Raw genomic sequence first — 26,361 nt, forward strand, 5'->3', positions numbered from 1 at the left:
AGAATTGACCTATCCATTCTTCAATACTTCTAAAATCCGTATTGAGCTTTTGCCGTCACCATAAGGATTATGTGCCTTACTCATCAAAGAATACTCATGCTGATCATCAAGCAGCTGAAATGCAGCCCCGGTAATCTGCTCCTTGACGGTTCCCACCAACTTAACCGTACCTGCCTGCAAAGCTTCTGGCCTTTCAGTATTATCTCTCATTACCAGTACGGGCTTTCCCAAACTGGGTGCTTCCTCCTGAACCCCCCCACTGTCGGTGAGTATCAAATAGCTTTTTTCCATTAGCCAAACAAATGCAGGATATCCAAGCGGACTGATCAATTTGACGTTCGGAATGTCTTTGAGGATTTCATGTACCGGCCCTTGTACATTTGGATTCAGATGCACAGGATAAATGATCTGAACATCAGGCCTTGACGATAATTTTTTGATTGCCTTACAGATATTAATAAATCCTTCCCCAAAATTTTCGCGCCTATGGCCTGTTACTAAAATCACCTTTTTCTCTACCGATAAAATTTTCTTAAGAGAATCTATTTCATTGTCCGTATAGTCTTTTAATTTATCAACGGCCCAAAGGAGCGCATCAATAACAGTATTTCCCACAACCTTTATTGAATCTTTTTTACATCCTTCATCAAGCAAATTTTGTTGGGAAACCTCAGTAGGCGCGAAATGTATATCTGCTAAGCGGCCGGTAAGCTGGCGATTTATCTCTTCGGGAAAAGGCGACCATTTATCATGCGTGCGTAAGCCGGCCTCTACGTGACATACTTTAGCTCCACTATAGAATGCAGCTAAAGCAGAGACCATAGATGTAGTGGTATCCCCATGTACCAAAACATAATCTGGCTTGAAATTTTCCATTACAGGTTTTAACCCCGTTATCAGGTCAGCGGTTAACTGGAAAAGATTTTGTCCTGGTCTCATAAGATTCAGATCGAAGTCTGGCACGACCTCAAAGAAATCCAGTACCTGATCTAACATCTCCCTATGCTGGGCCGTTACGCAGACCTTGGTGCAGAAACTTAAACCATCACTTTTTAAAACCTTGACCAGGGGCGCCATCTTAATTGCCTCTGGCCGAGTTCCAAAAATTAATAAAATGTTTTTCATTTTCGATTATAAAATTATTAAGAGGACGGAAAAAAGAGTTTTCTAAATAGAAAAACCATCATCAAAAAGTAAATAACGTAGTTGATAAAAAATGCAATCGATATCCCTTGCAATCCGAAATAAGTTATAAAAAAGTATCCTAATACAACCCACAATATTGAAAAAATAGTTTCAGTGAACATTGCTGTCTTTAACATTGACTTAGCAATCAATAGGTAACCGAGCATTAAGGAGGCGACTTTCATTACATCGCCAAGCAACTGAAATAAAAACAAATGCTCCATTGCTAAAAACTCGGGAGTATATAACGTTCTAATGATAAAAAAACGCAGGAAATATATCATAGCACACCCAAGCATTGTGAAAGGAACAATGATCTTGAAGCCATATTTTATCTCCTTCCTGATTTCCGCATCTGTCTTGAGAGAAGAGAGTTTTGGAAGGTAGTAGATATTGATCGAGGTGGTAATCATTAATAGGTAGCCATCAGAAACCCTCATCATCCCCTGCCAATAACCAGCACTAGCAATTCCCAGCTTATCTATTATGATGTTACGGAGGAGAATTTGCGAAACCGGTACGGTAAGCGCTGAAACCAAGGCAATCAGTCCATAACCAGCCAGCTTCTTTGCAAAGAACATATCAAAGCTCGCGGTAAAAAAGGATAATTTAAACCAATCTACTTTTCGGATGAAGAATATACTTAAGAGAAAGACTAGTGTCTGGCCTACAACCATTGCGTAAAGTGCACCGCTTATTTTAAAAAAATAAACGAAAACGACAGTAACAAGCAGCCCAAACAATGCACCTGCGGTATTTACAAAAGTATATATCCTAATCTCTTTCTTACCATTAAGTATTGAAATGATGAGGGTATTTACCGAAAAAAAAACCAAGGTAAGCGCAAGAGCCCTAAAAACATTAGCATAGTCATCACTATAAAGAATCCATTTAGAGAAAAATGTGGCAAACAATCCGACAATAATCCCACAGGAAAGTGCAGAATAAACTGAAATTTTAAATGCTGTACTGAAGATGATTTTGAGCCGTTCTGGATCATTTTCATATTCCGCCGTATATTTTACTACTCCATTACTGATCGCCCCATTAGCTACGGTGAGGATGACTGCAAGAAAACTGACAAACTGACCCAAGATAGCGACACCTGTGGGGCCGGTAATCATTGCGATAACCTTGGAAGCTACAAAGCCAGAGCCAATCTTTATAAAAGTGATTATCCCAGAGAATATGGAAGTTTTAATTAGCTTCATATTGATCAGGCGTCTGCTGTCAAATTACGGATCACTCTTTTACCGATTAGAACTATTGTTGTAGCTAAGGCACCCAAAATCCCACCCAATACCAAAAATATCGTTTTACTCGTCCGTTTTTTATAAAGAGGGTAAATTGGTTCGTCAATTACCTGTATCAAGGGCTGCTCTTTTAACAAAGACATCTTCGCAAGTTCCAGATTCTGCAATAGCGTGCTTAGCACAGCTTTGTTAGTTTCTGCAGTAAACTGTGACTGCTGCATGGGAACAACTCTGCGGATCTGCCTTGTAGGATTTAAATTAGGGGTGGCGTCTGCTACAGCTGCCGACGAAAATATTGCGCCGTTCATTACAGCCCTGACTGAGTCGGTTTTATGCTGAAGTATACTGATATTTCTAACTGATTTTTTTGTAATGGTTGATATGTAGAAATCATTTACATTTTTAACCAGACGTTCATTAAAGAGTTTCGCAAATACCTCATCTTTCGCCTTAACGTCAACTTGTAAGGTATTGAGTTTTTTATCTGGTTTGAATATAGTCAAATAGGCCATGTTTATATCTGCAACGATAGTACTCATTAGACTATCTTTGAGCCTGATCTCTGAAGCGGACCTCAATGTATCCACCCTGTTGAAGTCTATAGCTAAAAGCCCGGGATTTTTTTTCCATGTTTCCCTTAATTTATTGGCTTCTATATATCTTTCTACTAACAGTTGTGGTTTTCCGCTTATGATGACCCGGCTCAACAGTGTTTTTTCCAGCATAGTTCTAGATTTGTAGAGCGCCAGTATGTTCTCACCTTGAAATATCCCACCTCCTCCACTACCGAGATCGATCCCAGCCATTGACGCAAGTCCTCCCAGCCCCCCAAATCCACCGGATTTTTCGCCCTCCTCAAGCACAAAAGTTGTCGTTGCCGTGTAGACCGGTTTTTTAAGAAACGCGTAGCCCACACCGATGAGTGCTCCCAGAAAACCGAAAAGAAATATTAATAACCATTTGGACTTTAAGTATTGATACCATTCAACAATTCTGAGAAGAATCCCAGTGATAGTAACTTTATCTTCATTATCGGTTTTCAGATTGCTAACTGCCATTGTAATTTTAATATGATAGATATTTTACCCTTAAAGCAATTACCTAAGTATGCTAACTAAAATTGCTCCTAAAGAGGCAACAGCCGTGCCAATCCCAATCCAACTCTGGGCACTTAACCGTTCTCTTTCTGCTCTTTTCGGAACCAATATCTCTGCACCAGGCTTAACAACAGGATAATTATTAAAAAACAAAAACCTACTCACTGCTGCTGCAGATCCGTTCGCATATTTAATATAGGTACCGCCTTTTCTCGCATTCGAAGTAAAACCACCCGCACCATTGATATATTGCCTCAGGCTTTTTCCTGGCAGATAAACTATACTATTTGGATTAAGCACTTCTCCGGTAATCTTAACGGTTTGTAAGGTACGCGGAATACGGATCACATCCCCGTCTTCCACAATCAAATCATATTTGCCTAATGGTTTTTCAATGATGCGTTCCAGATTAATGCCAACCAAATCACTTTGAATGAGTTTCTGCTCGATTTCAGCCGATAAAGTATCTTTTGTACCAGCTTCCTGAGCACGTTTTAAGTTCAGGTATTTTTTGTCTTCCTCTTCTTTATTATTAATCGCATTCTTATCTGTTGGATTTACTTTTTCGGCACCCGGGCGTTTCAGACTGGCCCCTTCAGCATAAGCATAAGAAGTGAGCCCACCGGCTCTTTTGATCACATCAGAAATACGTTCATTTTTGTTGGTAATGGTATATACTCCCGGATACAGAACCTCCCCCTCTAGTTTGACCTGTTTCTGAACGGAATAACCTTCAGCATTTCTTACCGATACAATATCAAAAGGCTGTAGCACAAAAGTCGGCCCCTCAATTTTCAGGTTACGGTCAACTGAAAGCGTAAATATTTCTGCTGTACGGGAAGTTTTACCTACAGTATCTGCACTTTTAACCCTTCTGGAGATTTCAATCCGGCTAGGCGTAGCACCTTCTTTAAATCCGCCTGCCATTTGGATTAGATCCTGAACACTGGTGTTATCTGCATAATCGAATGTGCCAGGCTGCCTTACCTCTCCCTGAATACTGAGCTTATATTCGTCTCTCAGGTCAAACAAAGACGATATCGTTACCTTATCCTCTCGCTGAAGCGGTATGTCGGCTTGTGCACCAGACATGATCTTCGCCACATCAAAAGAAATCAAACTGGCGGTATTGTCGAAATTCAAACGGTTAATATAACCTCTGTTTAAAAAGGCATCTTCTTTTAAGCCTTCGGCTTTCGTAATCAGGCTTTTTAAAGTAGCACCATCTTCCAGGGAATACATCCCGGGACGAAAAACAGCCCCATTGATTTCCACCTTATTGGCAAAACGGTCTAAAATGGCATCTACAATAAATTTATCTCCATTCTGAGGCGTATAGCTATTAAATTGTTTGTTTGGAACATCAATAATTTTGCGTTCTCTGCTGGTATTTTGCAATACTTTAATGTTGGCGCTGTAAGCTTCGGTTGAAAAGCCGCCGGCAAAACGCAGCACGTCAGCCAGGTTTTCACCTGATACGACCTCAAACAAGGCCGGTCTTTTCACTTCGCCAGACATTTCAACGCGTTTTTCGTAAACCGGGATATTAATCACATCCTGATCCTGCAAACGGATATTTCCTTTTTGAACACCATTGAGCAAGAAGTCGTACACATCAATGGTGGACACGACCTTGTTTCCTCTGATGACCTGAATTTTACGGAATGATCCGTTTTCATTTGGCCCGCCTGAAGCATTTAAAGCATTAAACACGGTTGACAGGGAAGAAAGGGAATAAGAGCCAGGCTTTACCACTTCACCAACCAGGGTGATTTTGATCGTCCGGATATTGCCCAGATTTACCGCAACACTTGTCCTGCCTGTTTTTAATGAAGGGTATGTGGAGCCCAGACTGCTACGGATTTTACTGATCGCCTGTTCAATGGTAAGGCCACCAACAGAAATGTTTCCGACATACTGTAACCGTATAATTCCATCAGGACTAACCTTCAGCTTATAACTGGCTTCGTTATCGCCACTTAAATCGATCAAAAGTTCATCATCCGGCCCAATGACATAGCCTTTAGGAGTGGCCATTCTAAGATTGGGCTCGAACGTAAGGCCACTGCTGGAAAAAAGTTCTTTCCCGAAGATTTTAGGCTTTAAACCTTCGAATATATTATTGTTTCCCTGTATACTATTGGTTGAATCGCGGTTAATTCTGACTGCTGTTCTTGACCGTTCATCGCTTTCTGCTGCACCACTATTCGACGTGATATTGCCCTGCGCAGCACCACTGGCTGTTCCATCCTGCTTTCGGATTTTCTCTACCCTTATCCGCAGTTTTTGGATTTCCTCAGCTTTCATCCCTTGTGCAGCGGCCATCTGCTCCAACTGTGCATCATTATAACCGATAGATTCTGCACGCTGTATCAATTGCCTCACTTGCGTATCATTCAGGTCGTCGACCTTTACATTTGCGTAATTGGTCTGAGCCATTGACTGCTGGAAAACAGTCAGCATGATCAGAAATAGAAAGGTTGTAAATATGTTTTTCAACTTTATTAGGTATAGGAAGTACTATTATTTATTGATTATTCGAAATAGTTCAGCGTATTAAAGCCGCCCTCTTTTAAATACTGGTCTTTTTTCATGACCTGCAAATCTGAATGCACCATTTCTTTCACCAGTGCAGGCAGATCGTATTTAGGCTGCCAACCTAACTGGGTTTTTGATTTCGTAGGATCGCCAAGCAGCAAATCAACTTCCGTTGGCCTGAAGTATTTGGCATCAACCTGAATCACGGTTTGCCCTGGTTTTACAATATCCGCATTTAATCCTAAACTGTTCATTAATTCTTCGTCAACACCGATTACAACGCCTTTTTCATATTCATCTTTTCCGCTGAATTCGATTTCTATTCCCAATTCGGCAAAACTCATTCGTACAAAATCCCTAACCGTTGTGGTCACCCCGGTTGCAATTACGTAATCTTCGGGTTTTTCCTGCTGCAAAATCAGCCACATGGCTTCAATGTAATCTTTTGCATGTCCCCAATCCCGCTGGGCAGACAGGTTACCCAAAAAAAGACATTGCTGTAAACCAAGGGCAATTTTAGCCGTAGCCCGGGTGATTTTACGGGTTACGAAAGTTTCTCCTCTTAAGGGGCTTTCGTGGTTAAAGAGAATGCCGTTGCAGGCGTACATGCCATAAGCTTCACGGTAATTTACCGTAATCCAATAAGCATACATTTTCGCCACAGCATAAGGCGAACGCGGATAAAAAGGTGTGGTTTCGCTTTGCGGCACCGCCTGTACCAGGCCATATAATTCTGAAGTAGAGGCCTGATAGATTTTGGTTTTGGTTAATCCAAGTATCCTGATGGCTTCTAAAAGCCTAAGCGTACCTATTCCATCTGCATTAGCCGTATATTCAGGCATCTCAAAGCTCACGTGCACATGGCTCATGGCTGCCAGGTTATAAATTTCGTCAGGTTGTGTCTCCTGGATGATCCTGATCAGGTTTGTGGAATCAGTAAGGTCACCAAAATGAAGTTTGAAATTAACATTGCTTTCATGCTGATCCTGGTACAGGTGATCGATCCGATCGGTATTAAATAACGACGACCGCCTCTTCAAACCATGAACCTTGTATCCTTTTTTGAGCAGAAATTCTGCAAGATAAGCCCCATCCTGGCCTGTAACACCTGTTATTAACGCAACTTTCATATACTTTATTTGATAACCTTTTAAGAGAGCAAACATACATATTTTTTTTAGCTAAATGACAGACAAGCTCAGTTCAATTAATAAGAATGTAAAAAAATTGATATTTTCTACTCTACCGTCTTCAAGCTATTGGTATTTAAAATATAAATGCTTATTAGTAATCTACTTCTGATAAATATCTTTACTTTTGATGTTGATATCCTTTTCAAATGAAAAAAATTATACTCCTTTTAATTCTTTTGGCACACTCGCCTTTCATTTTTTCTCAAACAAGTGCAGATTACAATTACTCCATTGGTTTAAGAGCCTATAGCATCATGCAATTGCCCAAAATACTCAACCAAACCAATTATCAGGATTTTAGCCATACATACGCGAATGCGCTATTGATGAAGTTCAATGACAACCAGATCAGCTACCGGGTTGGGGGGAATTTTTACAGAAAAGACATCACCTTTAATAATACCTGCGCAAATTGTGAAACAGCAGTGGGTACAGTGACCGATTTTGCCTTTAAAGTGGGCTTTGAAAAGAACTTTACCTATTCCCGGATTCAACCCTATTTTGGAATAGACCTGGGCTACCGCTCCAATCGGTTTAGCGGAAATACTTACCCGGGCACTACCATGTTTGCGGCTACGGCAAGGTATGCGGAGTCATCAAAAAACGGACTGGTTGTGTCGCCTGTAATTGGTGTGAAGCTCAATTTACTCCCTTACATGAATTTATTTGCAGAAAGTAGTCTTGATTATTTTTATTCGTATGAACGCCAGGATTTAACAGATGCAAACGGAACTTCGAGGACGGTAAATACCTATCAAAAATCAGAGTTTCTGCTCAACCTTTTCTCTGCCGGAATTCAGTTTAACATCAGCAGACGAAATTAGCTTTAATTGAAGGGCGATTAACAAAAAATCCAGAGAAAAATCTGACACTGATATTTATAAATCCACCTCGATTATTAACTTGGTTTCGATCAATGGGCTGTAATTTAGGTTATTTCGCGCCTTGAATGAACGGTCGTCACCCTGGGCTTTGCTCGGCTAGTCAGACGGGTGTTTCGGGGTCTTTATAGTAAGGGAGGGTATCAGGAAAGATGCTGAAATAAATTCAGCATAACGATCGCATGAGGTAAAGGGGCTAAACGCGAACTATGATTCCAATATAAATCGAATTCAAGTTTATAGCGCCAGATGCACAGGTACATATCTTCTCTTTTAGCACCCTCTCGTTTGGATAATTAATATTTTTTCTAATAAATGCCTTCTTGTAGCTTGAAAGATAAGGTTGTATCAAAAAGATTTACACTGGCCCATCAAACAACTTATATTTTGATACGTCGTCATTCCCAATTTATTTTGGGAATCCTAATGCTATTGCAGGGCGCTTTAAGATTAGCTTCGCTGAGCAAGTTATGGCTCCCGCCTGCACGAGAATGATGGGGAAAGAAATAAAATTCTGTTCTAAATTGCGACTTAAAATATTATGCCAACAACAGCAAGCTTATTTCCTGATTGCCTTTTCCCATACCGCTGATTGCTTTCCTTTAAAAAACCGTAAAGTACCTGCCACTACCGCATAATTCATCATACAGAAATAATAGGGAATGAATAAAATCTTAAGTCTGATTTTCCGCTTTTCCAGCCAGAAACCGCAAAGTGCCATCAGGTAAAACAGCGTTTGCAATAAAAACAGGGTATAATATATATTGCCGCCGTACTGTGCTATAATAAGCACATTAGTGAGGTAGGCAGCAATGAGCGCCAGCGGCGTCAGTGTCCACCTCAGCACACGGTGGCTGATGTACTGGAAGGTAAGCATAGGATCATTGAATGGGTTCATCAATGATTTTAGCCAAATAACCGACTGAATACCTCCGGCTCCAATCCTGACCTTCCGTTTGAGCTCTTCACTGATATTTGCAGAGGAAGTTTCCTGGGCGAAAGCATCGGGCTCATATTTGATGCGGTAACCCTTTTCTGCAATCCGCATCGAGATCATAAAGTCGTCAAGGATACTATTTTTCGGCACGGGCTGATAAAGTGACCTCCTGATGCTATATAATTCGCCTGCCGCACCTACAACAGTATGCAGTTCTGAATCCCATTCCTTCAGTTTCGATTCATACTTCCAGTAAATCCCTTCTCCGGCAGTTGCATCGGCGTGCTTGTCAGCATATACTTTTTTCTCGCCTGCAACCCCACCCACGCGTTCATCTGCATAATGTTTACAAAGATGGAACAGGGCATCTGCATTAAGGAAGGTGTTTGCATCAGTAAAAACAACAAGATCGGTGTCAACACTTTCCATGGCGCGGTGCACCGCTGCAATTTTCCCTTTACGATCTGCAGAATGCATGAGGTGAATCTGCTGATAACGCGAAACAATTTCCGGCGTACGGTCTGTTGAGCCATCTGTAACAAAAATGAGCTGAAGCTTCCCGGCAGGATAATTAAGGGCCAGCGTATTATTAATCTTCTCTTCAATAAAATCCTGCTCATTGAAAGCCGCTACAATAAGTGTACAGCTTGGCAGCTCCTGATCACCAAAAACTTTCGGAACGGCCGGAGCAAATACACGTTTAACCAAAATCAGAAAGTATAGTACAATCCCATAGCCGATATAGGTATAAAACACCAGCAGAATAGCGATAATGAAGAAAACTTGCATAAAATAATATATTGGTATATGTTTTTGGGGTTAAAATGACTGGGTATTGTGGCTGAAATTCCAATAGACCGCTCTGAACAAGGCATTAATATGTTTAAGCTTACCTCTGATCAGGAATTTCAGGAAGTTTCTCGGAAATACAATCAGGCCAAAATAAAGGCAGAACAGCGTCCGTTTATAAAAAGCGAAATGCTTTCTCACCAGCAATATCCGGTTCCTGTTCATGTAATAAACTTTAAGCGGACTATCTGCCCCGACCGAAACGGATTCTTTATGGTAAATCTGGGCAAACGTATTCACCCGGATCTTAAACCCTGCTTTTCGGATGTTCAGGCTCCAATCCATCTCTTCATAATAGAGGAAAAAATTCTCTGCCATTAATCCCGCCTGCTCGCAAACTGCGCGCGAAACCATCATTGCTGCGCCATGCGCAAAAGCGGTAATAAAGACTTTGTTGTCGTACTGCCCCTGATCTTCCTCAAACTGACCCAAACAGTGGTTTCTGGCTGTAATCGAGGTAAGTTCTGTAAAACCAACGTACTGGATCTTATTTGGATGCTCAAAATACCTGATTTTTGGGCATACTACCCCGGTATCAGGAAAATCCTGAAAAGTTGCACTAAGCGTTTCCAACAGGCCGGGAGTAAACTCGGTATCATTATTTACCAGAAAAAGGTAATCGCCATCTGCTGCTGCGATCCCCAGGTTGTTTCCTCCTGCAAACCCGAGATTCAGCTCCGATTGAATAAATTTAACCTGAGGATACCGCTCCTTCCAAACAGGAATAAAATGCTCCTTGCTGCCGTTATCCACAATTATGATCTCGATGTTGGGATAAGTGTTTGTTGTAAAAATGGAGTCGAGTAATTGTTGGGTTACCGCTGGCTGATTATAATTTACACTGATAACTGAAATTTTTTTGCCCTGCAGATTTTCAGTCAGATTTATCATCGGTTGCTTAGGGATTTAAAAAATTGTGGGTCCATTTTAATGCTTTTCATCTGCAGGTTTTGGGTAGCAGCTAACCGTTTACCCGGTTTCGGCCCGGTTCAAGCTACTGCTATGCGTGATCAAATTTATAATAATAACACTAAATAAGGCTTAAAATTTAAGGAAAAGCTGATCAGATTAAGCAAATGCAGCTGATCTATATTCCTTTTATCTATAAAATCGGATTTATGAACACCGCTTTACAACTGAGCATTCTAAAGAAAAGGACTGATTATTTAATAAAAAATTGCATTTATGGGGGTTCTATTTATATCTTAGATGTTTCGAAATTTAGACCTGCATGCTCTTTAATTCCCTCAGTTTCTTTCTGTTTTTTTCTACGGTTCTCTTACTTTATTATTTTTTACCAAAAAAATATGTGTGGATGATGTTGCTGGCTGCCAGCCTGTTTTTTTACATGTGCTGGAAGTGGGAATACATCTTTCTGCTCTTCTTCCCTGCAACCATAGATTTTTTCGTAGCCAGGCAGATAGAGAAAACAGCAGCGCAACGGCGGAAAAAAATGCTCCTTTGCATCAGTATCATCACCAACCTCGGACTTCTTTTCTACTTTAAATATTTTAACTTTTTTCTCGACAGTATCAATACCACATCTGCATGGCTTGGATCACCACTCTTATTGCATAGTGCAAAAATTCTTCTTCCTGTCGGGATTTCTTTCTATACCTTTCAGAGCATAAGCTATACCGTAGAGGTTTACCGTGGAAATATGATTGCTGAAAAGAATTTTGGCAGGTTTGCGCTCTTTGTGTCCTTTTTCCCACAACTGGTGGCAGGCCCCATCAACCGCCCGCAGGTACTTCTTCCACAGGTTAACAACTTAAAGCCGCTTGAGGCTGACAACCTGATTATCGGCGCCAGGCGGATATTATGGGGGCTGTTTAAAAAAGTAGTGGTGGCAGACCGGCTGGCATTTTTTGTGAACCTGGTTTACAACAATCCCGAATCATACCATGGCTTATCAGTGCTTTGTGCCACCATATTTTTTGCTTTTCAGATTTACTGCGATTTTTCAGGCTATTCTGATATTGCCATAGGTGTAGCCAAAATGATGGGAGTTGACCTGATGAGAAATTTCAACAAGCCTTACTTCTCATCATCAATACGCGAATTCTGGAGCAAATGGCACATTTCCCTTTCTACCTGGTTCAGAGATTATCTTTATATTCCGCTTGGAGGAAACAAGGTGGGAATGGGCCGCTGGATATTTAACTTATTCATTACTTTCCTGGTATCAGGGGTATGGCACGGGGCAAGTGTAAATTTTATTATCTGGGGAGCGCTTCACGGTTTGTTGATCTCACTTGAATCGTTAAATCAGCGAAAAAAGTTTTTCAATTTTAAACTCCCGCGATGGCTGGGTACATTCTGGACATTCTCAGCGGTATGTTTTGCATGGATTTTTTTCAGGGCTAACAACCTCCATGATTCTTTTACGATTATCAAAAACCTTTTTGATTATGGTCATTCCTTTATTGCTGAGATCAGGCAATCTACAGGGGCCGATCTTTACAACTTCGCCGTAGGCTTTCCACTGATTTTGTTATTGCTCATCTTTGAAGGTTTTTGGGGCAACCAAAGGGTGCAATATTATTTCTATGCCTATCAATCGGTACGTTTTTTAAGTTACCTCACTTTAATTCTACTCATTGCCTTATTCGGAGTACTGGTATCACAAAGCAGTTTCATTTATTTTCAATTCTAGCCATGAAGAATTTTTTTATTCAGCTATTTAAACTACTTCTGATCTGTTATCTCCTGTTCTGGTTGCTGGATGAAGGTTTCACCTATGTATTTCAGAAAGGAAATTATACCAAAATACAGTGGCTGGACAAGGTTAGTAACCAGAAGTTTGATTTTGCCGTTCATGGAAATTCAAGGGCATATACATCGCTGGACCTAAAAATGATCGAGGAGCAGACAAAAAAGAAAGGGATCAACATCTCCGTAGACGGCAGTTCGATTACCGATCAGTACCTGATGCTGAAGCTCTTTATACTGAAAAATAATAAAATCAAAAAATTATACCTGCAGATTGATCCCTTCTCTTCTAATACGGAAGAAATTTTTGATTTTGCCGTGCCTAAATTTTTTCCATACCTTAAAGAACCTGTGGTATTTGATCACTTCAAACAGTTTGGATATGAGTGGTATGCGTACAGATATATACCTTTTTACCGGTATGCCAAATACAACACCCTATGGGGAATACACGAGGTAATTAATGATGGATTTAATATACTGCCCCAGGATTTCGATAGTTATGGTGATTTCTTTTATCCAGATGTGGCCTATAAAGGGCCTGCAAAACTGAGAGACCTGACTTTTGATCTGAAAGGCAAATATAAATTCCTGAATGACATCATTTCGCTTTGTAAAGCCAATAAAATCGAACTTATTTTATTCACCGCGCCAGTGGCCGACATTAAAATTGATGATCAGTATAAACAGAACATAGCTGAATTTACCCTGCAGATGAAAAGGGATAAAGGGGTTGAATATTTAAATTTTGGTGATATTTATCAGCACGACCCAACCTTTTTTTATAACGAAATCCACATCAACCAAAAGGGTGCAGAAGATTTCACCAGGCGTATGATGCCGGTTTTTGCAAGGTAATCATCTTTGTTAGCTTTCGGCTCCATCCATTAACCTTTTAATTTGAGTTCAATAAATAATGTGGCTTTTAAAGCCATTCGCCAGATATGGTCGGGGAGAGATCTTTTAAACCAGATCTCAAGAACTCAGTTTAAAGATCTCTCCATTTCGCTTCGCTACAGTCGAGAAGACGATTTTTTTTTGAGGAGTCTGTCGATGTTAGCTTGTTTCAGCATTTTTTCATGATGATCAAACTCAGATTTTAGGGAAATTATCCACCCAGTACCCGTTTTATTCTTTTTAACGAACCCTTTATTAATCCGCCATCAAGCTGTATTCTTCTGTCGGTGGTCCAGGTCAGCGCGCTGATGGCGGTAACCAGATGGAGTTTTCCAAAGCCCTTATTGCGCAATTTTAGTGCGAGCCAGCCATCTTCATTGGTTCCCGGTGGATGGTTAAAACCATCTACGGCGATTCCCTGCTCGCGCCTAAAGCCTGAATTGAATCCATATACATTTACGGCCTCCTCCTTAAAAACCTTATTCATCCACCGCGAAAGCCTTGCCAGGTGTTCGTAAAAAAAATAGGTTGCGCGACCTGTTTCTGCAATAGGCAAAAAAGCGAATCTACCATAAGTAAGGGCAATGCCGGGGTTCTCCAGCGGCACAGTCATCTGTTCAATCCAGTCTGCAGGATAAATGGTATCAGCATCAGCATTTAATATGTATTTACCGCGGGCAACCGCAAGGCCGGCGTTACGGGCAAAAGTAATTCCCTGCCTGCTTTCCAGGATACATTGTACACCAGTACTTTTAACAAGAGCTTCAGTTTGATCGGTAGAATTGTTGTTTACCACAATAATTTCTACCACCCTTTTTGTTTTATTGGCAGCCAAAGAGGCGAGGGTAGGTATGATATTATCCTGCTCATTGAATGCCGGCATAACCACCGATACTTCCGGAACACCATTAGAGATCGTTTTATAGGAGGCCCTGGCCTTAGCGCCCAACTCTTCGGAGGTGAACCGTTTATCGATAAACTGTTTAATATGTTCAGGAACTTTGATTGGCCACATGACTGATGTTTTAAAACACAATATTAAATAAATACTTCAATAATTTTAAGGTTTGCAATATATTTGAATGGGTAAGCGGGTCAAAACTTCAAATTTAGATCGATAAGGTTTAAAAAGATGAATAATAATTTTAATTCCCTAAATTTGTATGTTCTACCGAAACAAAAAGCCTCTATTTCAAACGAATGTCCAAACAAAGAGAAACTATCCATATTGTTATCGCTACGGATAACCACTATGCCATTTTACTGGCCCCCCTGATCAAATCGGTACAGGCCAATCATAAAACCGGTGAGCAGATTGCCTTCGCGATTATTGATAATGGAATTTCCAAACTGAACATTCAGAAGCTACGATCAATGGTTGATGGTAATGATTATACCCTCAGCTTTCATGAGATGGAATCGGTTCTGCCCAGGGATATGCACCTCCCCATTGACGGTACCGGGATGCCACAGATTACCTATATGCGAATGTTTGCGCCTTATATTGTAGGTGATGCCGCAAAACGGGTCATTTATCTGGATGTAGATATGATTGTAAACAGGGATATATCGGAGTTATGGTCGGTGGAACTGGACGGTAGAACCGTGGGTTGCGTACAGGACCATTCGGCAACGGTAAGTTGCGAATGGGCAGGAATACCTAATTACCGTGAACTTGGGCTTGATCCGGAGACGAAATATTTCAATGCAGGTTTGCTGGTAATCGATATTGAAAAATGGAAAAACGAAAATATACCTCAAAAAATACTGACCTGCGTAGAGGAGAATAAAGATTCGCTGCTTTTAGCAGATCAATATGCCCTGAACGTAGTTTTTGCCAATAGCTGGAAAGAACTCGACCACCGTTGGAACTGCAAGGCCGGGGTAGATGTAAAGGATCCCTTTATTATGCATTTTATTGATATTAAACCGATCTATTCATCGTATAATGGCAGCCAGTTTTACAAAAACGAGTTTTTCCGGTATCTGAAAATGACCCCCTGGGCAGACTTCAAAATTGTACCCGATTATGTAAGGGTTTTCAGAAAAGGATTTTACAAAGTAAAAAAAACAGTCAAAAAAATTTTTGCTTTGAAATAAAATAATAAATTTATACATGTTCAGATCCGCTTCTGTAAGCTGTACCCCCAAAAGGTTAAGACCAGCAGTGGAAATCTTTTCCAGCTAACAATTTATCAATACATGCAGTCAAAAGCGTTCAATTTTCCAGAGGTAACCTTGCTGGTTACCCATTTTAACAGGCCTGCCTCCCTTGCCAGATTACTTTCCTCTTTCGCGTCGCTGGGTTGCAAATTTGGTGAAATTGTTGTGTCTGATGATTGCAGTACAGCCGAAAACCTGGTGCTGGTTAAAAAACTCCAGCCTGAATTTGGTTTTAAGCTCATTACTACGCCAAAAAATGCCGGACTAGGAAATAACATTAATAAAGGACAGCGGAACGCAACACTTCCGCTTACGCTTTATGTACAGGAAGATTTTGTTCCACTCGAACTTTTTCCGGAGAAACTCTCTGCATCAATCGGTTTTATGCAGAATGACCCCACCCTGGATATCGTTCGGTTTTATGCCTATCAGCGTTTTCCTTTTCTGAAACCATTTGCTGAAGGTTTCTCTGAAATGCATTTTAACCCTAAAGATATTCTGAGTACCTATAATAAATTCTACCTGTACAGTGACCATCCACACCTGAGGAGAAGTGATTTTTTAATCAAGTTTGGCGATTATAAGGAAGGGGTTAATGTAGAAAAGGCAGAATACAGCATGATGATGTCGTTTCTTAAGCGTAAGGGTAAAGGATTATTCTATGAAGACTTTCAGGGTCTTTTTGATCAAAGAAACTCGAGTGAAGAACCCAGTACCTTTAAACGGAACTGGAAGCGGCATCCCACCAATATGATGATCAGGGTGGCCAGGCACCTTTACAGGCACATAAAATTTAACCTGAACTATTATTTTTAAAGTTGCGCAGCGCTTAGCTTTTGATTAACGCGACTTTACGACTAAATTACCACAAAACCCCTGGCTGGCATCAGCATAAAAAATGAAAATAGCTACAAAATAACCTGTGACATGCTAAGGAAATTAATTGTTAAAATTTTAGGTTTATATACAAAAATCAGGCATTATAACGTTCCTGCGAATTACCGCTATTTTTTTAGGGACACCTATCTATGCCAGGTCATTCAATGGAAATACCTGATCAGTGATTATGTAATTAAAAAGCCCTATAAAAAAATATCCTTTAGCGGAGAGTTTACTCCTGATCTGGCCTTTGCACTGCCATTTGCCTACTGGCATTTCAAAAACGGTACCCTATTGCAAACCGAAGGGGCAAAATATACCTCCGAACTGTATTTTTTTTCGCCTGAACACCTTGAAACATTTGATTCCAGAACTACGCCGGGAAACTATAATTTTGAAACACCCCGGATTCTTTACAGCCAAAACTACAACATGCGTAAGTGGGCACAAGTTCCCTTAAAAGAGGTGTATGGCAATGACATTTATCGTTATAACAAACCTATCCTGATTATTGCCAACCGCTATAATATGGAATGGGACGGTCCGCCGATCAGTTTTTTAAGCATTGCACTTTTAGATGAACTGATCAACAGCTATAAATCTGAATACCAGATTATTTACAACAGACCCAGACCTGAAAATATTACGAATGACAACAGCGATATTTACGATTTAAATGAATACGACTGGATTGAGCAGCAGCACCCTGAAGTGCTGTTAATGGAAAACATGTTTAAACAAAACCTGGGCAAAGCGAGAAACTTTAACCATTTCCAGCTGATGGTATATGCCAATGCGGAACATTTTATATCTACACACGGGGGAACGGGCGCATTGGCCAGCTATTTTGGCGGCGTAAATATCCTTTTATCTAAAAAAGGGCCGGAACACTATTTTGGTTGTTTCACAAAACTCTACCCTAAATTCTCAAATGCAGCGGTATACCATGCCAAAAGTGATCAGGACGTACTGGAACTGGCAGCAACACATCTGAAAAGAAAACCATTATCCTCAAATCAGGCTTAAATGAGCGGAACAAAAAATAACTATTGGATTAAATCCGGGATTATCAATATCCTGCAGAACTTTTCCGGCACACTGATCAACCTTGCGATATTCTTCGTACTGGTAAGACTTCTTACAAAAAATGATTATGGTGTGTGGGGAATATTTTTGCAAACGGTAACGATCCTGGAAATTATACGTAACGGACTTATTCAGAGTGCATTGATCAAATTTATGTCGGGGTCTGAAAAAAAAGAACATTCAGATATCTTTTCTGCAACCCTTACCATTAGTGGAAGCCTTACGGTTCTTTGCATTTTGTTAAACCTGATTTTCGCAGGTTATCTTTCCAGATTGCTCAAAGCACCGGAACTTGAACCCATGTTTCACCTGTATAATATTGTATTTATTTTTTCCGGAATCCTGACCCAGTTCAATTGCATTGAGCAGGCCAACTTTAAATATACAGGTGTGCTTTTCAGCGGTTTGGCAAGACAGTCCGTGTTATGCTTATTCTTATTCGTATGCCTTTTTTTTGGCATCAAGACCAATCTGATGACACTGGTATATGTACAGATTTTAGCTGTACTGGTTAGCATCGCCATCTCCTGGGCCTATGTAAAAAACTTCATCAGCTTCTCTTACCGGTTTAGTAAAAACTGGATCAGCCGGATATTCCATTATGGCAAGTATGCATTTGCTACCTCGGTTAGTTCCATTCTTTCTGGTACGATAGATCAGTGGATGCTTGCAGGCATCATATCACCGGCTGCCTCCGGCTCATTCAATATTGCAGTGAGAATTGGCAATCTGATCGATATCCCTACCAATGCTGTAGCCACTATTGTGTTTCCGCAAAGTTCTAAACGCATAGAAACGGAAGGAAAGGAAGCCATTAAATACCTGTATGAGAAGTCGGTTGGCACCATCCTGGCCATGGTAATCCCCGCAATCATTTTCATCTATCTGTTTGATGGGCTAATTATTAAGCTTTTGGCCGGAGATAAGTATGCCGACACTGTTCCTATACTCAACATCACCTTACTTTATTGCATATTCGGTCCGTTTGGGCGACAATTTGGGGTAATTATCGATTCCATCGGAAAAACAAGGGTTACTTTTATCATTGTAATTGTTAATACCTGCGTAATTCTGACGCTGAATTATTTCCTCATCCACCGGTACGGGGTAATCGGTGCGGCATATGCTACCCTTATTGCTAACATTTTCGGTTTTAGCATATCACAGGTTATTTTGTGGAGAGAACTCAAGGTAAATGCACTCAATGCATTTGTATATGCCTATCGCTTTTACCCTGAATTCATCAATAAATATATTTTAAAAAAGGCAGATTTATGATCGGAGTTAAATTTATCGGGAGGCTTGGAAACCAGATTTTCCAATATGCTTTCTTTCAGTATTTAAAAGCAAACAACAAAGGAAAATCGTTTTTTTTTGTAAATCCGCATCATGCCTACCTGACCAAATATTTTGACCTGGGGACATTCGATAACCTGACCTTATCTTCAAAGCTCTATTCGGTATATACCCGCATGTTGCCCAAAGTATTGAGATTTAACGAGATTTACATTGAAAGTATCCAGGTTCCGCGGCCGGTAGAAGTGAAAGAACGCACCATCTACAAGGGTTTCTTCCAAACCGATTTTTATGTCAGGAATATTCGAGGAGGATTCAACATCAAGCTTAAAAAGCAATTCACCGATCTTTTCGAAGCGGAATTCGGAACTGTTTTCCGGACGAATAAAACGATTGTTGTCCATATCCGGCGAACGGATTACCTGAACTATGGCAAAAGAGACATCTCCCTGCCGATGTCTTATTTCAAAACGAGACTGGATGCCCTTGGCGATACTAAAGACTGTATCGTTTATTTTGTGAGTGATGATATTGAGTATGTAAAGACCTACTTTGGTGAACAGCCTAACTATATATTCTCATCAAATAATGAGATTACTGATTTTCAGATTATAAAAAATGCTGACATCGCCATTATTTCCAACAGTAGTTTTGCTTGGTGGGCCGCTTATCTCTCAGATAAAAACAATACGGTATATGCACCAAAAAACTGGTTAGGTTTCCGCATTGGGAAGGAGCATCCAAAAAGGGTGATGACAGATAAATTTATATGGTGCGACGTTTTTGATCAGGCCTAATTTTAACCATAACGGATGAGGATACTTCATATTACAGCTTATATTACCGGTGGGGCAGGAATTGCTGTTATGCGTCTTCATCAGGCGCTTTTGGAACAGGGCATCGAATCTGAAGTGCTTTGTATGCATGCCCTCAATGAAAATCTTTCACCTGGTGTATATAAGACCGATCAAAAAAGGCCGTTTACCAACCGGGTAACCAGGAAACTGGGCATAGACAAAAACACAAGAATTACGGAAGGACAAACAGGAAAGTATGAAATCTTTAGCTTTCCTTTTTCGCATTACCGATTGGAACAGGATGAACGGGTAAAACATGCCGACCTTATCCACCTCCACTGGATATCGGACTTTGTAGATGTCCCGACCTTTTTTAAAGCCATAAAAAAACCGATGGTTTGGACCGCTCACGACCTAAACCCGATATTAGGTGGTTTTCATTATGAACAGGACGTGTTACGTAATCCCAATTTCAAAAATGCAGAAGATTTGCTTCAGCGAACAAAACATGAAAGCATTCGTTCTTCCGGCATCAGGTTTATTGCGAGCAGTACGCTTACACAGCAAAAAATTCAACAATATCTTCCTGGCGTAAAATGCGATCAGATTCCCTGTGTGCTTGATATCGCCGGTTTCAGACGAATTGACAAGACTATTTCAAGGGAAGCCCTTAATATTCCGGCAGATTCACTGATACTTGGAACGGGTGCTGATGATCTTGAAAATTACAGAAAAGGTTATTGGCTTTTGCTTGAGGCCATTGAGGGTTTAGAAGCCGATGAGAAAAAGTTTATTACCATTTTAACTTTTGGGGCAATCAGGGCAAAAGTTAACACGGACAATGAGCGCGCCATCAATATCATCCGCTTTGAACCTGTGCACGATAAAAGATTTCACTCACTGCTTTACAGTGCAATGGACTTTTTCATTAATCCCTCACTGGAGGAAACCTTTGGGCTTACCGGCACCGAAGCTATACTGTGTGGCACACCGCTGATTGCATCAGCAACAGGGGGAATGATTGATTATACTGAGCCTGGCATAAGTGGTTATTTATTTGATCCGGGTGATGTAGCTGAACTGCGGAAACTAATCAGACAAGCAATTATTTCAAAAAAAGTAAAAGCGGCAACTTTAAACAGCTGCAGAGAGCGCCTTCTTGAGTGGTACAAACGCAATGATCCCATCAGTAAACATATCAATCTGTACAAGGAAATGTTGTCTTAAAAAAACGTCAATTACGGATCTAAGAGATTACTTGTGGTACTAAAAACTGTATTTTTATATTACTTGAGCATTCTTTCTGTCCTGGCCGGACGGGCTTCTTTCTTTTTGACGTCAAAAAGAAGCAAAAAACGCCGGCTGAAAATTTTTCTATTAAAGGCAGGGAGTGGGCTTTGACTTTGCTTCCCGAAAAATTTGTTAGGCCGGTGATGCCGAGAACGAAGATTTTGTACTTTGGCTTAGCCAAACATCCATGCCTATCGGCAAAATTAAGACCCATAATTCACGTTAAAAAAGTTAATTTTTACCTTTTTTTTCGGGATAAAACTCAGCGATCAGACTGCCCAGTTCTGACATACGCCTTGCCCAGGTATTATCGGCAGCAATTGACAACCTGATTGCTTTAGCTTCCCCGTTATCATTTTCAAGATAAAAAGAAATGGCTGAAGAAAACTCATCAGCATTGTGGCAATAGCGGACAGAATCAAAGGTAAACTCCAGAAGATCCATATTAAAATCTGTAGACACCACTGGTTTACCGGTTCCCAGGTACTCAAATAATTTTAGCGGAAAAATTGTTGCACTCACTCCATCCTTTTTAAACGGAACCATTGCAATATCGAATCCTTTTACCACTGCCGGCATCTCGTCATAGCGCACACTTTCGCGAAAATAAACGTTATGCATTTCTTCAAACTCCTGAGGAACAAATTCCCGGGCGGTAGGCCCAACCAGTACAAAGCTTTTATCCGGGTTCATCGTGGCAACCTTTATCAACAGATCAAAATCGATACGGCGTTCGATTGCACCTAAGTAACCGATAACCGGTTTGGGGATATCAGATACGGAAGGGTGGATGAGCAGGTTCGGATCCAGCGCCCGTGAGGAAACCGTCAAATCGGCTGCATTAGGAATAAAAAAAGTCTGCTTTTTCTTTTTAATTTTGTCGCGATAAAGTGCTTTGCTTGTGCAGATTACAAGATCGCTGTTTTTGATGAGCAAATCTTCGGATACAAATCCATGACGCTCATCATAAGCCGTAATAATAGGGTCTACACAATGGTAAATCTTCAGTATTGCCCCGGAAAGCATTTTAGCAACACCGGGATAGTGGAAATTAAACGAGTTGATAAAAACAAATTCATCAACGCCCCTCTCTGCCATAACCCGGTTAATCCTGGCCGAAATCATGCGTTCGTTCCACCGCAATAACCAACGATAAATACGCCCTTCGGGCAAAAAGTTAAGAGAAAGTAACAACGGCAAGATTAAAATCTTTAAACCCGGAAATCCTGTATCAAGAATTCCTTTTGCGCCTTTCTTAAAATGTGGAATTCTTAAAGCAATGTCTGATTGTTGATTTCTTTTGAAGTAATCTTTAAGCGTATAGGGAAAATCAACATAATATACGTCGTTGTTTTCCGCCAGAAATTTGGCGGTATGATAACTGGTGGATTCAAATTTCCAATCAAACCTGGTGGCCCCCAATATTACGATTACCTTGTCCTTTAGTTCCATAGTGTGTGTTCTTCACAAAAGTTATTGCCTTTTCCAGATAGATGAAACCCGTTGCGCAACCCTGGAAGGCCAGTCTTTATCCATAAAAGGCTTTTCGAAACATAGAAAAAATACGGCACTTAAGGCGAGTACAACCGGAAGAAACAGGGCCAGCTGCAAGAGCAGATTAATGGTATAATCACGCGTGAAGGTTACATATTTGCTCAACCGGATAAAAAACTCGGCAAAGGGAAGATGAATAAGGTATATGGTATAACACATTCCACCGATGGCCATCACCCACCTGTTGGTAATCAGCCGGTTAATCAGGTTTCCTTTAAATGCAGCAATAAAAAAAACAAAAAGACAAATTACTACCGCCAGTCTGTTAATGAACTCAAAACCCCAGCTCCATAAACCAATAAGCCCTGCAAGAGCAAGTACGGCTACAATATCATAAAATTTGCTTTTTTTAATTGAAGCCCAATCAGAGATATAAAGATCAGCCAGCATAAAGCCGATTAGGAAATAGTGAAGATGGCCTAAAATTGAAAGACTAAACGGTGGCAGGTACCACTTAAAATATTGCTGGAGCAACATCAGCACCAGGATAAAGCCAATGTTCAGTCCGCGTCTGATACCTTTTTTAGGTATTTTAAAGAAAAAATAGGAAAGAAATGGCGCAAGAATATAAAACTGGATTTCGATTTCGAGGGTCCAGGTTGGGGGATTAAAGGGAGACCATACACCATAAAAAATAGCATGGGTATAGGTGATATTGGCAAAATAATGCGGAAGATATTCGAAAAAAGACACATGGCGCTGAAATACATAAACCAGAAAGAAAATACTGATCCAGAAAATATAAGGTGGTTCAAGCCGGGTAAGCCTTCTCCAGAAATATTGCCTGATACCTATTTTCTTTCCGCTGGCCAGATGGTATGAAGCAAATGGGAGCGCCAGGATAAACCCGCTGATTACAAAAAAAATGTAAACCCCTAAGAACCCCCTGTACGCCAGAAAATAGGCAAATGTATCTGCTTTGGGATGGATAAAATCGATCGTGGTGTTCCGCTCAAAACGCTCGTTCAAATGCTGTATAAGCACCGGAAGGATCGCAAAAAATCTAAGTCCATCAATCTCGCTGATGAGCTTCCTTCCAGAGGTGACCCTGGCCAGTTTATCGGGTATGGATTGCAGAAATTTATACATTATTCTTACTTTTCTTATATCCTTTGATAAAACCAAATACAAAAAATACAGCTGCAGGTATGACCAAGAGTCCTAGTGGCATATTGAAATTAGTTATTTTTTGAGATTGCTACATTTTTTACATCCAGGTTATTGGCCATCAGTACAAATGACCATGACATGTATAGAATGATTACTGATGGAAAACCATTCATTACTTCATTGCCATAACTACAAAAAAACAGACCAGCGGTACCGGATGTTAGCGCAATGCATTTTACTTTGAGTCCCTTATCCTGAATGTTCCACACCGTTCCGCAACACTTTCCAAGCATATACATAATCAGTGAAAACCATATCACAAGGCCCACAGGTCCGTACATTACCCAAATCTTAACCCAATAACTATCTGGCGGAATATTTGATAAATATTTTTCTGAATTAAATTTAATCCCGTTCAATCCGATACTTCCCACCCCTGCACCGAAGGGTTTGTTCTTCATCAATTCTTTCAGCGTGGCCTGATTGATCAGCCTGGCATTAAAGGAATCATTTTCAGGGTCAACAGCGGTACGTAGCCTAACAATCTGGTAATTCCCACTTCCGATAGTGGTGTATTTGAGAAAACCAAACATGGCAACAACGAAGAAAAGCCCCGCAAAGAGCACCTTAAAATTTTTACTCAGTGACATGGCAAAGATGCTGGCCACCACAAATGCAAAAAATGCTCCCCTGGTGCCGGAAATTAGCATTCCATAAAAGAGTATTAATCCGGATATCCATAATAAGATCTTCTTCCATCTTTTAAAAGGGCCTAAGGCCATCACTATTGTGATTGCCGACATTGCGGCCTGAGAGGCACCAAACTGGCCTGCATCAGTATAAAATGAAAATACCCGGAGCCTGCCATCAATAATATGGGTGGTTGCCCCTCCTTCATCAAGCCACCGTTGCTCACCGGCAGAAACCCCTATATAATATTGTTTGATTCCATAAAGCGTACCTAAAACAGACAGGGATATGATCATGATAAAAAAAACATCAAGGTCGCGTTTACTCTTAAACAATAAGAAGCCAATAGGGGCGATTAGCAACCAGTTGAAAGCTGTAAAACGTACTTCATTTAGCCAACCCAGCAAACTGGCCCCTTCGGGATTAACCAATTCCAGAATGTTAATTGAAAACCAGATGAGCGCGATGATAATATGATCATTATGGATCTCTTTCCAGTCGATTTTCTTATAATTAACCAGCAGCGAAAGCCAGGTAGCGCCGAGCAGAACCTCCATTAGGGGGCCAAAAGGCAATCCCGTATTTTTCAGCAAGCCCGCAATAAAGAAACAGTATACGAGATAAACGAGAAAACCAACTTTTGGATTGGAAAATAATGCAATCGTAAATACAATGCCTCCTGCAAAAAGCAGTGCCAGGAAAACGGCATAATATTCGAGCTTAACGGTGAGTAAAGCTGAGCCGACAGCAAATGATAGCATAGCAATAAGAATTACCAGCTTTTTTTTCATCTCATATGATAGGTTGGACCACATCATCTGCTGTTATTTTTGAGGCTGTGCCTGGTTGCCACATTTGGCTTGCTAGAGAAGACAGATTTGGCTAAGGATACAAATTGATAAAATATAAATTTAGGAATAAAAACCAGCGCCCTGCGAATTTTTTTATCGGTTGTTTTGCTTAAAACCGGAATCAAAAAGCTAATTACATAAATAATCAGGGAAAAGAAAATTACAAGTGCCAATAGCTGGGTGGTAAACAGGCTAATGACCATTAACAAAACAGCCAGTGATAAGAATATAAACAGTGGCGGCCTTAGCAGCACTGCACCAAAGATAAGCTGATTAAGATTAGCGCCTGCCACACCTTGATAAAGAATTCCAAACCCAAATTTGAAGTACTTAAACCAGGTAGCGATCCAACGCGATCGTTGGCTGACCAACTGCTTCGGAGCGGAGGTTTTCTGATCATAAACAATGGCGTCCTGGGCAAAAGCAATTCTTTCGCCACCAGCAATCAAACGGGCCTGAAGCACTTTATCAAATCCGGCGCCCTTGATATCAATATCTTTTAGCATTCGTATGTAGAGCTGCGAATCAAACGCCATACCCGAGCCCGCAAGCGTTGCAGATGATCCAAGTTCAAAGATCACTTTCCCGTCATAAAAATGGTAATAAATATCCCTTGCCGCGTCCAGGCAGGCAATTGTAGTCTCCAGGTTTTTAGCTGATCTGAGTCCCTGTACAGCATGGAACCCCAGCCCGAAATACTTGTTCAGCTCATTAATCAATTGCGGATGAGCGAGGTTATCGCTATCCATGATCAATATTGTTTGATGTTGACGCCTGAAATGCTCAATGGCATAAAAGTGAGAGGCCGTATTGCTGGCTAAAACATTCTCGGGAAACAAAACGTCAACACGATCATCGGTAAAAATAAGCGCCTCAGATGGTTTACAGTTATCCGCAACCACATAAATATGAAAATTTAAATAGTTCATATCCAGAAGGGATTTGACCGCATCGGCTACAAAATCTACCTGCTCATAAGCCGTTAAAATAATTCCATAATCCCTGTTGGTTGTACCCGTATTTAAAGATCTTACTGGTTTGGCGGACAACTTCCAGCATAAAAACAGCACCATCGGAAAAAGAAGATGGAAGCAAATAATGAT

Annotated in this window: 21 protein-coding genes; 9 read left to right on the top strand and 12 right to left on the bottom strand. The window is 40.6% G+C overall.

Going from position 1 to position 26,361, the window contains the following annotated elements; all coding sequences use genetic code 11:
• Window positions 1–9 precede the first annotated feature (9 nt).
• The 5 genes from wecB to gmd all read right to left on the bottom strand — a co-directional run bounded on the left by wecB (window position 10) and on the right by gmd (window position 7,203).
• Window positions 10–1,125, bottom strand: coding sequence for a non-hydrolyzing UDP-N-acetylglucosamine 2-epimerase (gene wecB / locus ACFE6N_RS10750; protein ID WP_378936311.1), 1,116 nt, complete (start codon window positions 1,123–1,125; stop codon window positions 10–12).
• A 17-nt stretch (window positions 1,126–1,142) separates the two neighbouring features.
• Window positions 1,143–2,396: an O-antigen translocase gene (locus ACFE6N_RS10755; protein WP_145858740.1), complete on the bottom strand. Its 1,254-nt coding sequence runs from the start codon at window positions 2,394–2,396 to the stop codon at window positions 1,143–1,145.
• A gap of 5 nt (window positions 2,397–2,401) precedes the next feature.
• Window positions 2,402–3,496, bottom strand: coding sequence for a Wzz/FepE/Etk N-terminal domain-containing protein (locus tag ACFE6N_RS10760; RefSeq protein WP_378936313.1), 1,095 nt, complete (start codon window positions 3,494–3,496; stop codon window positions 2,402–2,404).
• 39 nt (window positions 3,497–3,535) lie between these two features.
• Window positions 3,536–5,998, bottom strand: coding sequence for an SLBB domain-containing protein (locus ACFE6N_RS10765; RefSeq protein ID WP_407951644.1), 2,463 nt, complete (start codon window positions 5,996–5,998; stop codon window positions 3,536–3,538).
• Window positions 5,999–6,069: 71 nt separating this feature from the next.
• Window positions 6,070–7,203 (bottom strand): GDP-mannose 4,6-dehydratase, encoded by a 1,134-nt coding sequence (gene gmd / locus ACFE6N_RS10770; RefSeq protein WP_378936317.1) that lies wholly within the window; start codon window positions 7,201–7,203, stop codon window positions 6,070–6,072.
• A 209-nt stretch (window positions 7,204–7,412) separates the two neighbouring features.
• Here gmd and ACFE6N_RS10775 point away from each other — a divergent pair, with 209 nt between their 5' ends.
• Window positions 7,413–8,090 carry a hypothetical protein gene (locus ACFE6N_RS10775; protein WP_378936319.1) on the top strand — a complete coding sequence of 226 codons (678 nt, stop codon included), beginning with the start codon at window positions 7,413–7,415 and terminating at the stop codon, window positions 8,088–8,090.
• Window positions 8,091–8,706: 616 nt separating this feature from the next.
• Here the strand turns inward: ACFE6N_RS10775 and ACFE6N_RS10780 are convergent.
• Together ACFE6N_RS10780 and ACFE6N_RS10785 are read right to left on the bottom strand one after the other, a co-directional pair.
• Entirely contained in the window at window positions 8,707–9,873 is a 1,167-nt protein-coding gene (locus ACFE6N_RS10780; protein WP_378936321.1) for a glycosyltransferase family 2 protein, read from the bottom strand.
• A gap of 30 nt (window positions 9,874–9,903) precedes the next feature.
• A complete protein-coding gene (locus ACFE6N_RS10785) occupies window positions 9,904–10,824 on the bottom strand; it encodes a glycosyltransferase family 2 protein (protein WP_378936322.1) in 921 nt (306 codons plus the stop codon).
• Between the two features lie 424 nt (window positions 10,825–11,248).
• Between ACFE6N_RS10785 and ACFE6N_RS10790 the strand changes: the two genes are divergently transcribed.
• Together ACFE6N_RS10790 and ACFE6N_RS10795 are read left to right on the top strand one after the other, a co-directional pair.
• Entirely contained in the window at window positions 11,249–12,589 is a 1,341-nt protein-coding gene (locus ACFE6N_RS10790; protein WP_378936324.1) for an MBOAT family O-acyltransferase, read from the top strand.
• Window positions 12,590–12,591: 2 nt separating this feature from the next.
• The gene (locus tag ACFE6N_RS10795) at window positions 12,592–13,503 is read left to right on the top strand and encodes a hypothetical protein (protein WP_378936326.1); all 912 of its coding nucleotides are present in this window, start codon (window positions 12,592–12,594) and stop codon (window positions 13,501–13,503) included.
• 250 nt (window positions 13,504–13,753) lie between these two features.
• On the opposite strand, the gene ACFE6N_RS10800 is transcribed toward ACFE6N_RS10795, so the two are convergent.
• Complete coding sequence (locus tag ACFE6N_RS10800; RefSeq protein WP_378936328.1) at window positions 13,754–14,557, bottom strand: glycosyltransferase family 2 protein; 804 nt, start codon at window positions 14,555–14,557, stop codon at window positions 13,754–13,756.
• A gap of 185 nt (window positions 14,558–14,742) precedes the next feature.
• Between ACFE6N_RS10800 and ACFE6N_RS10805 the strand changes: the two genes are divergently transcribed.
• From ACFE6N_RS10805 to ACFE6N_RS10830, 6 genes are all read left to right on the top strand, one after another.
• A complete protein-coding gene (locus ACFE6N_RS10805) occupies window positions 14,743–15,642 on the top strand; it encodes a glycosyltransferase family 8 protein (RefSeq protein WP_378936330.1) in 900 nt (299 codons plus the stop codon).
• Between the two features lie 102 nt (window positions 15,643–15,744).
• Complete coding sequence (locus tag ACFE6N_RS10810; protein WP_145858719.1) at window positions 15,745–16,521, top strand: glycosyltransferase; 777 nt, start codon at window positions 15,745–15,747, stop codon at window positions 16,519–16,521.
• A gap of 111 nt (window positions 16,522–16,632) precedes the next feature.
• Window positions 16,633–17,610 carry a hypothetical protein gene (locus tag ACFE6N_RS10815; RefSeq protein WP_378936332.1) on the top strand — a complete coding sequence of 326 codons (978 nt, stop codon included), beginning with the start codon at window positions 16,633–16,635 and terminating at the stop codon, window positions 17,608–17,610.
• Entirely contained in the window at window positions 17,611–18,948 is a 1,338-nt protein-coding gene (locus tag ACFE6N_RS10820; RefSeq protein ID WP_090980803.1) for a flippase, read from the top strand.
• On the top strand, window positions 18,945–19,763 hold the full coding sequence (locus ACFE6N_RS10825; RefSeq protein WP_378936334.1) for an alpha-1,2-fucosyltransferase: 819 nt from the start codon (window positions 18,945–18,947) through the stop codon (window positions 19,761–19,763). Before ACFE6N_RS10820 ends, ACFE6N_RS10825 begins: the two co-directional genes overlap by 4 nt.
• Window positions 19,764–19,778: 15 nt before the next feature.
• The gene (locus ACFE6N_RS10830; RefSeq protein WP_378936336.1) at window positions 19,779–20,990 is read left to right on the top strand and encodes a glycosyltransferase; all 1,212 of its coding nucleotides are present in this window, start codon (window positions 19,779–19,781) and stop codon (window positions 20,988–20,990) included.
• 294 nt (window positions 20,991–21,284) lie between these two features.
• Here ACFE6N_RS10830 and ACFE6N_RS10835 read toward each other — a convergent pair whose 3' ends face one another.
• The 4 genes from ACFE6N_RS10835 to ACFE6N_RS10850 form a co-directional block, all read right to left on the bottom strand.
• Window positions 21,285–22,505 (bottom strand): glycosyltransferase, encoded by a 1,221-nt coding sequence (locus tag ACFE6N_RS10835; RefSeq protein WP_378936338.1) that lies wholly within the window; start codon window positions 22,503–22,505, stop codon window positions 21,285–21,287.
• Window positions 22,506–22,526: 21 nt separating this feature from the next.
• Complete coding sequence (locus ACFE6N_RS10840) at window positions 22,527–23,696, bottom strand: acyltransferase family protein (protein ID WP_378936340.1); 1,170 nt, start codon at window positions 23,694–23,696, stop codon at window positions 22,527–22,529.
• A gap of 89 nt (window positions 23,697–23,785) precedes the next feature.
• Window positions 23,786–25,198 carry an O-antigen ligase gene (locus ACFE6N_RS10845; protein ID WP_159435199.1) on the bottom strand — a complete coding sequence of 471 codons (1,413 nt, stop codon included), beginning with the start codon at window positions 25,196–25,198 and terminating at the stop codon, window positions 23,786–23,788.
• A gap of 23 nt (window positions 25,199–25,221) precedes the next feature.
• A complete protein-coding gene (locus ACFE6N_RS10850) occupies window positions 25,222–26,307 on the bottom strand; it encodes a glycosyltransferase (protein WP_378936342.1) in 1,086 nt (361 codons plus the stop codon).
• Window positions 26,308–26,361 lie beyond the last annotated feature (54 nt).

The sequence above is a fragment of the Pedobacter sp. BG31 genome, from assembly GCF_042464845.1.
Lineage (GTDB): Bacteria > Bacteroidota > Bacteroidia > Sphingobacteriales > Sphingobacteriaceae > Pedobacter > Pedobacter suwonensis.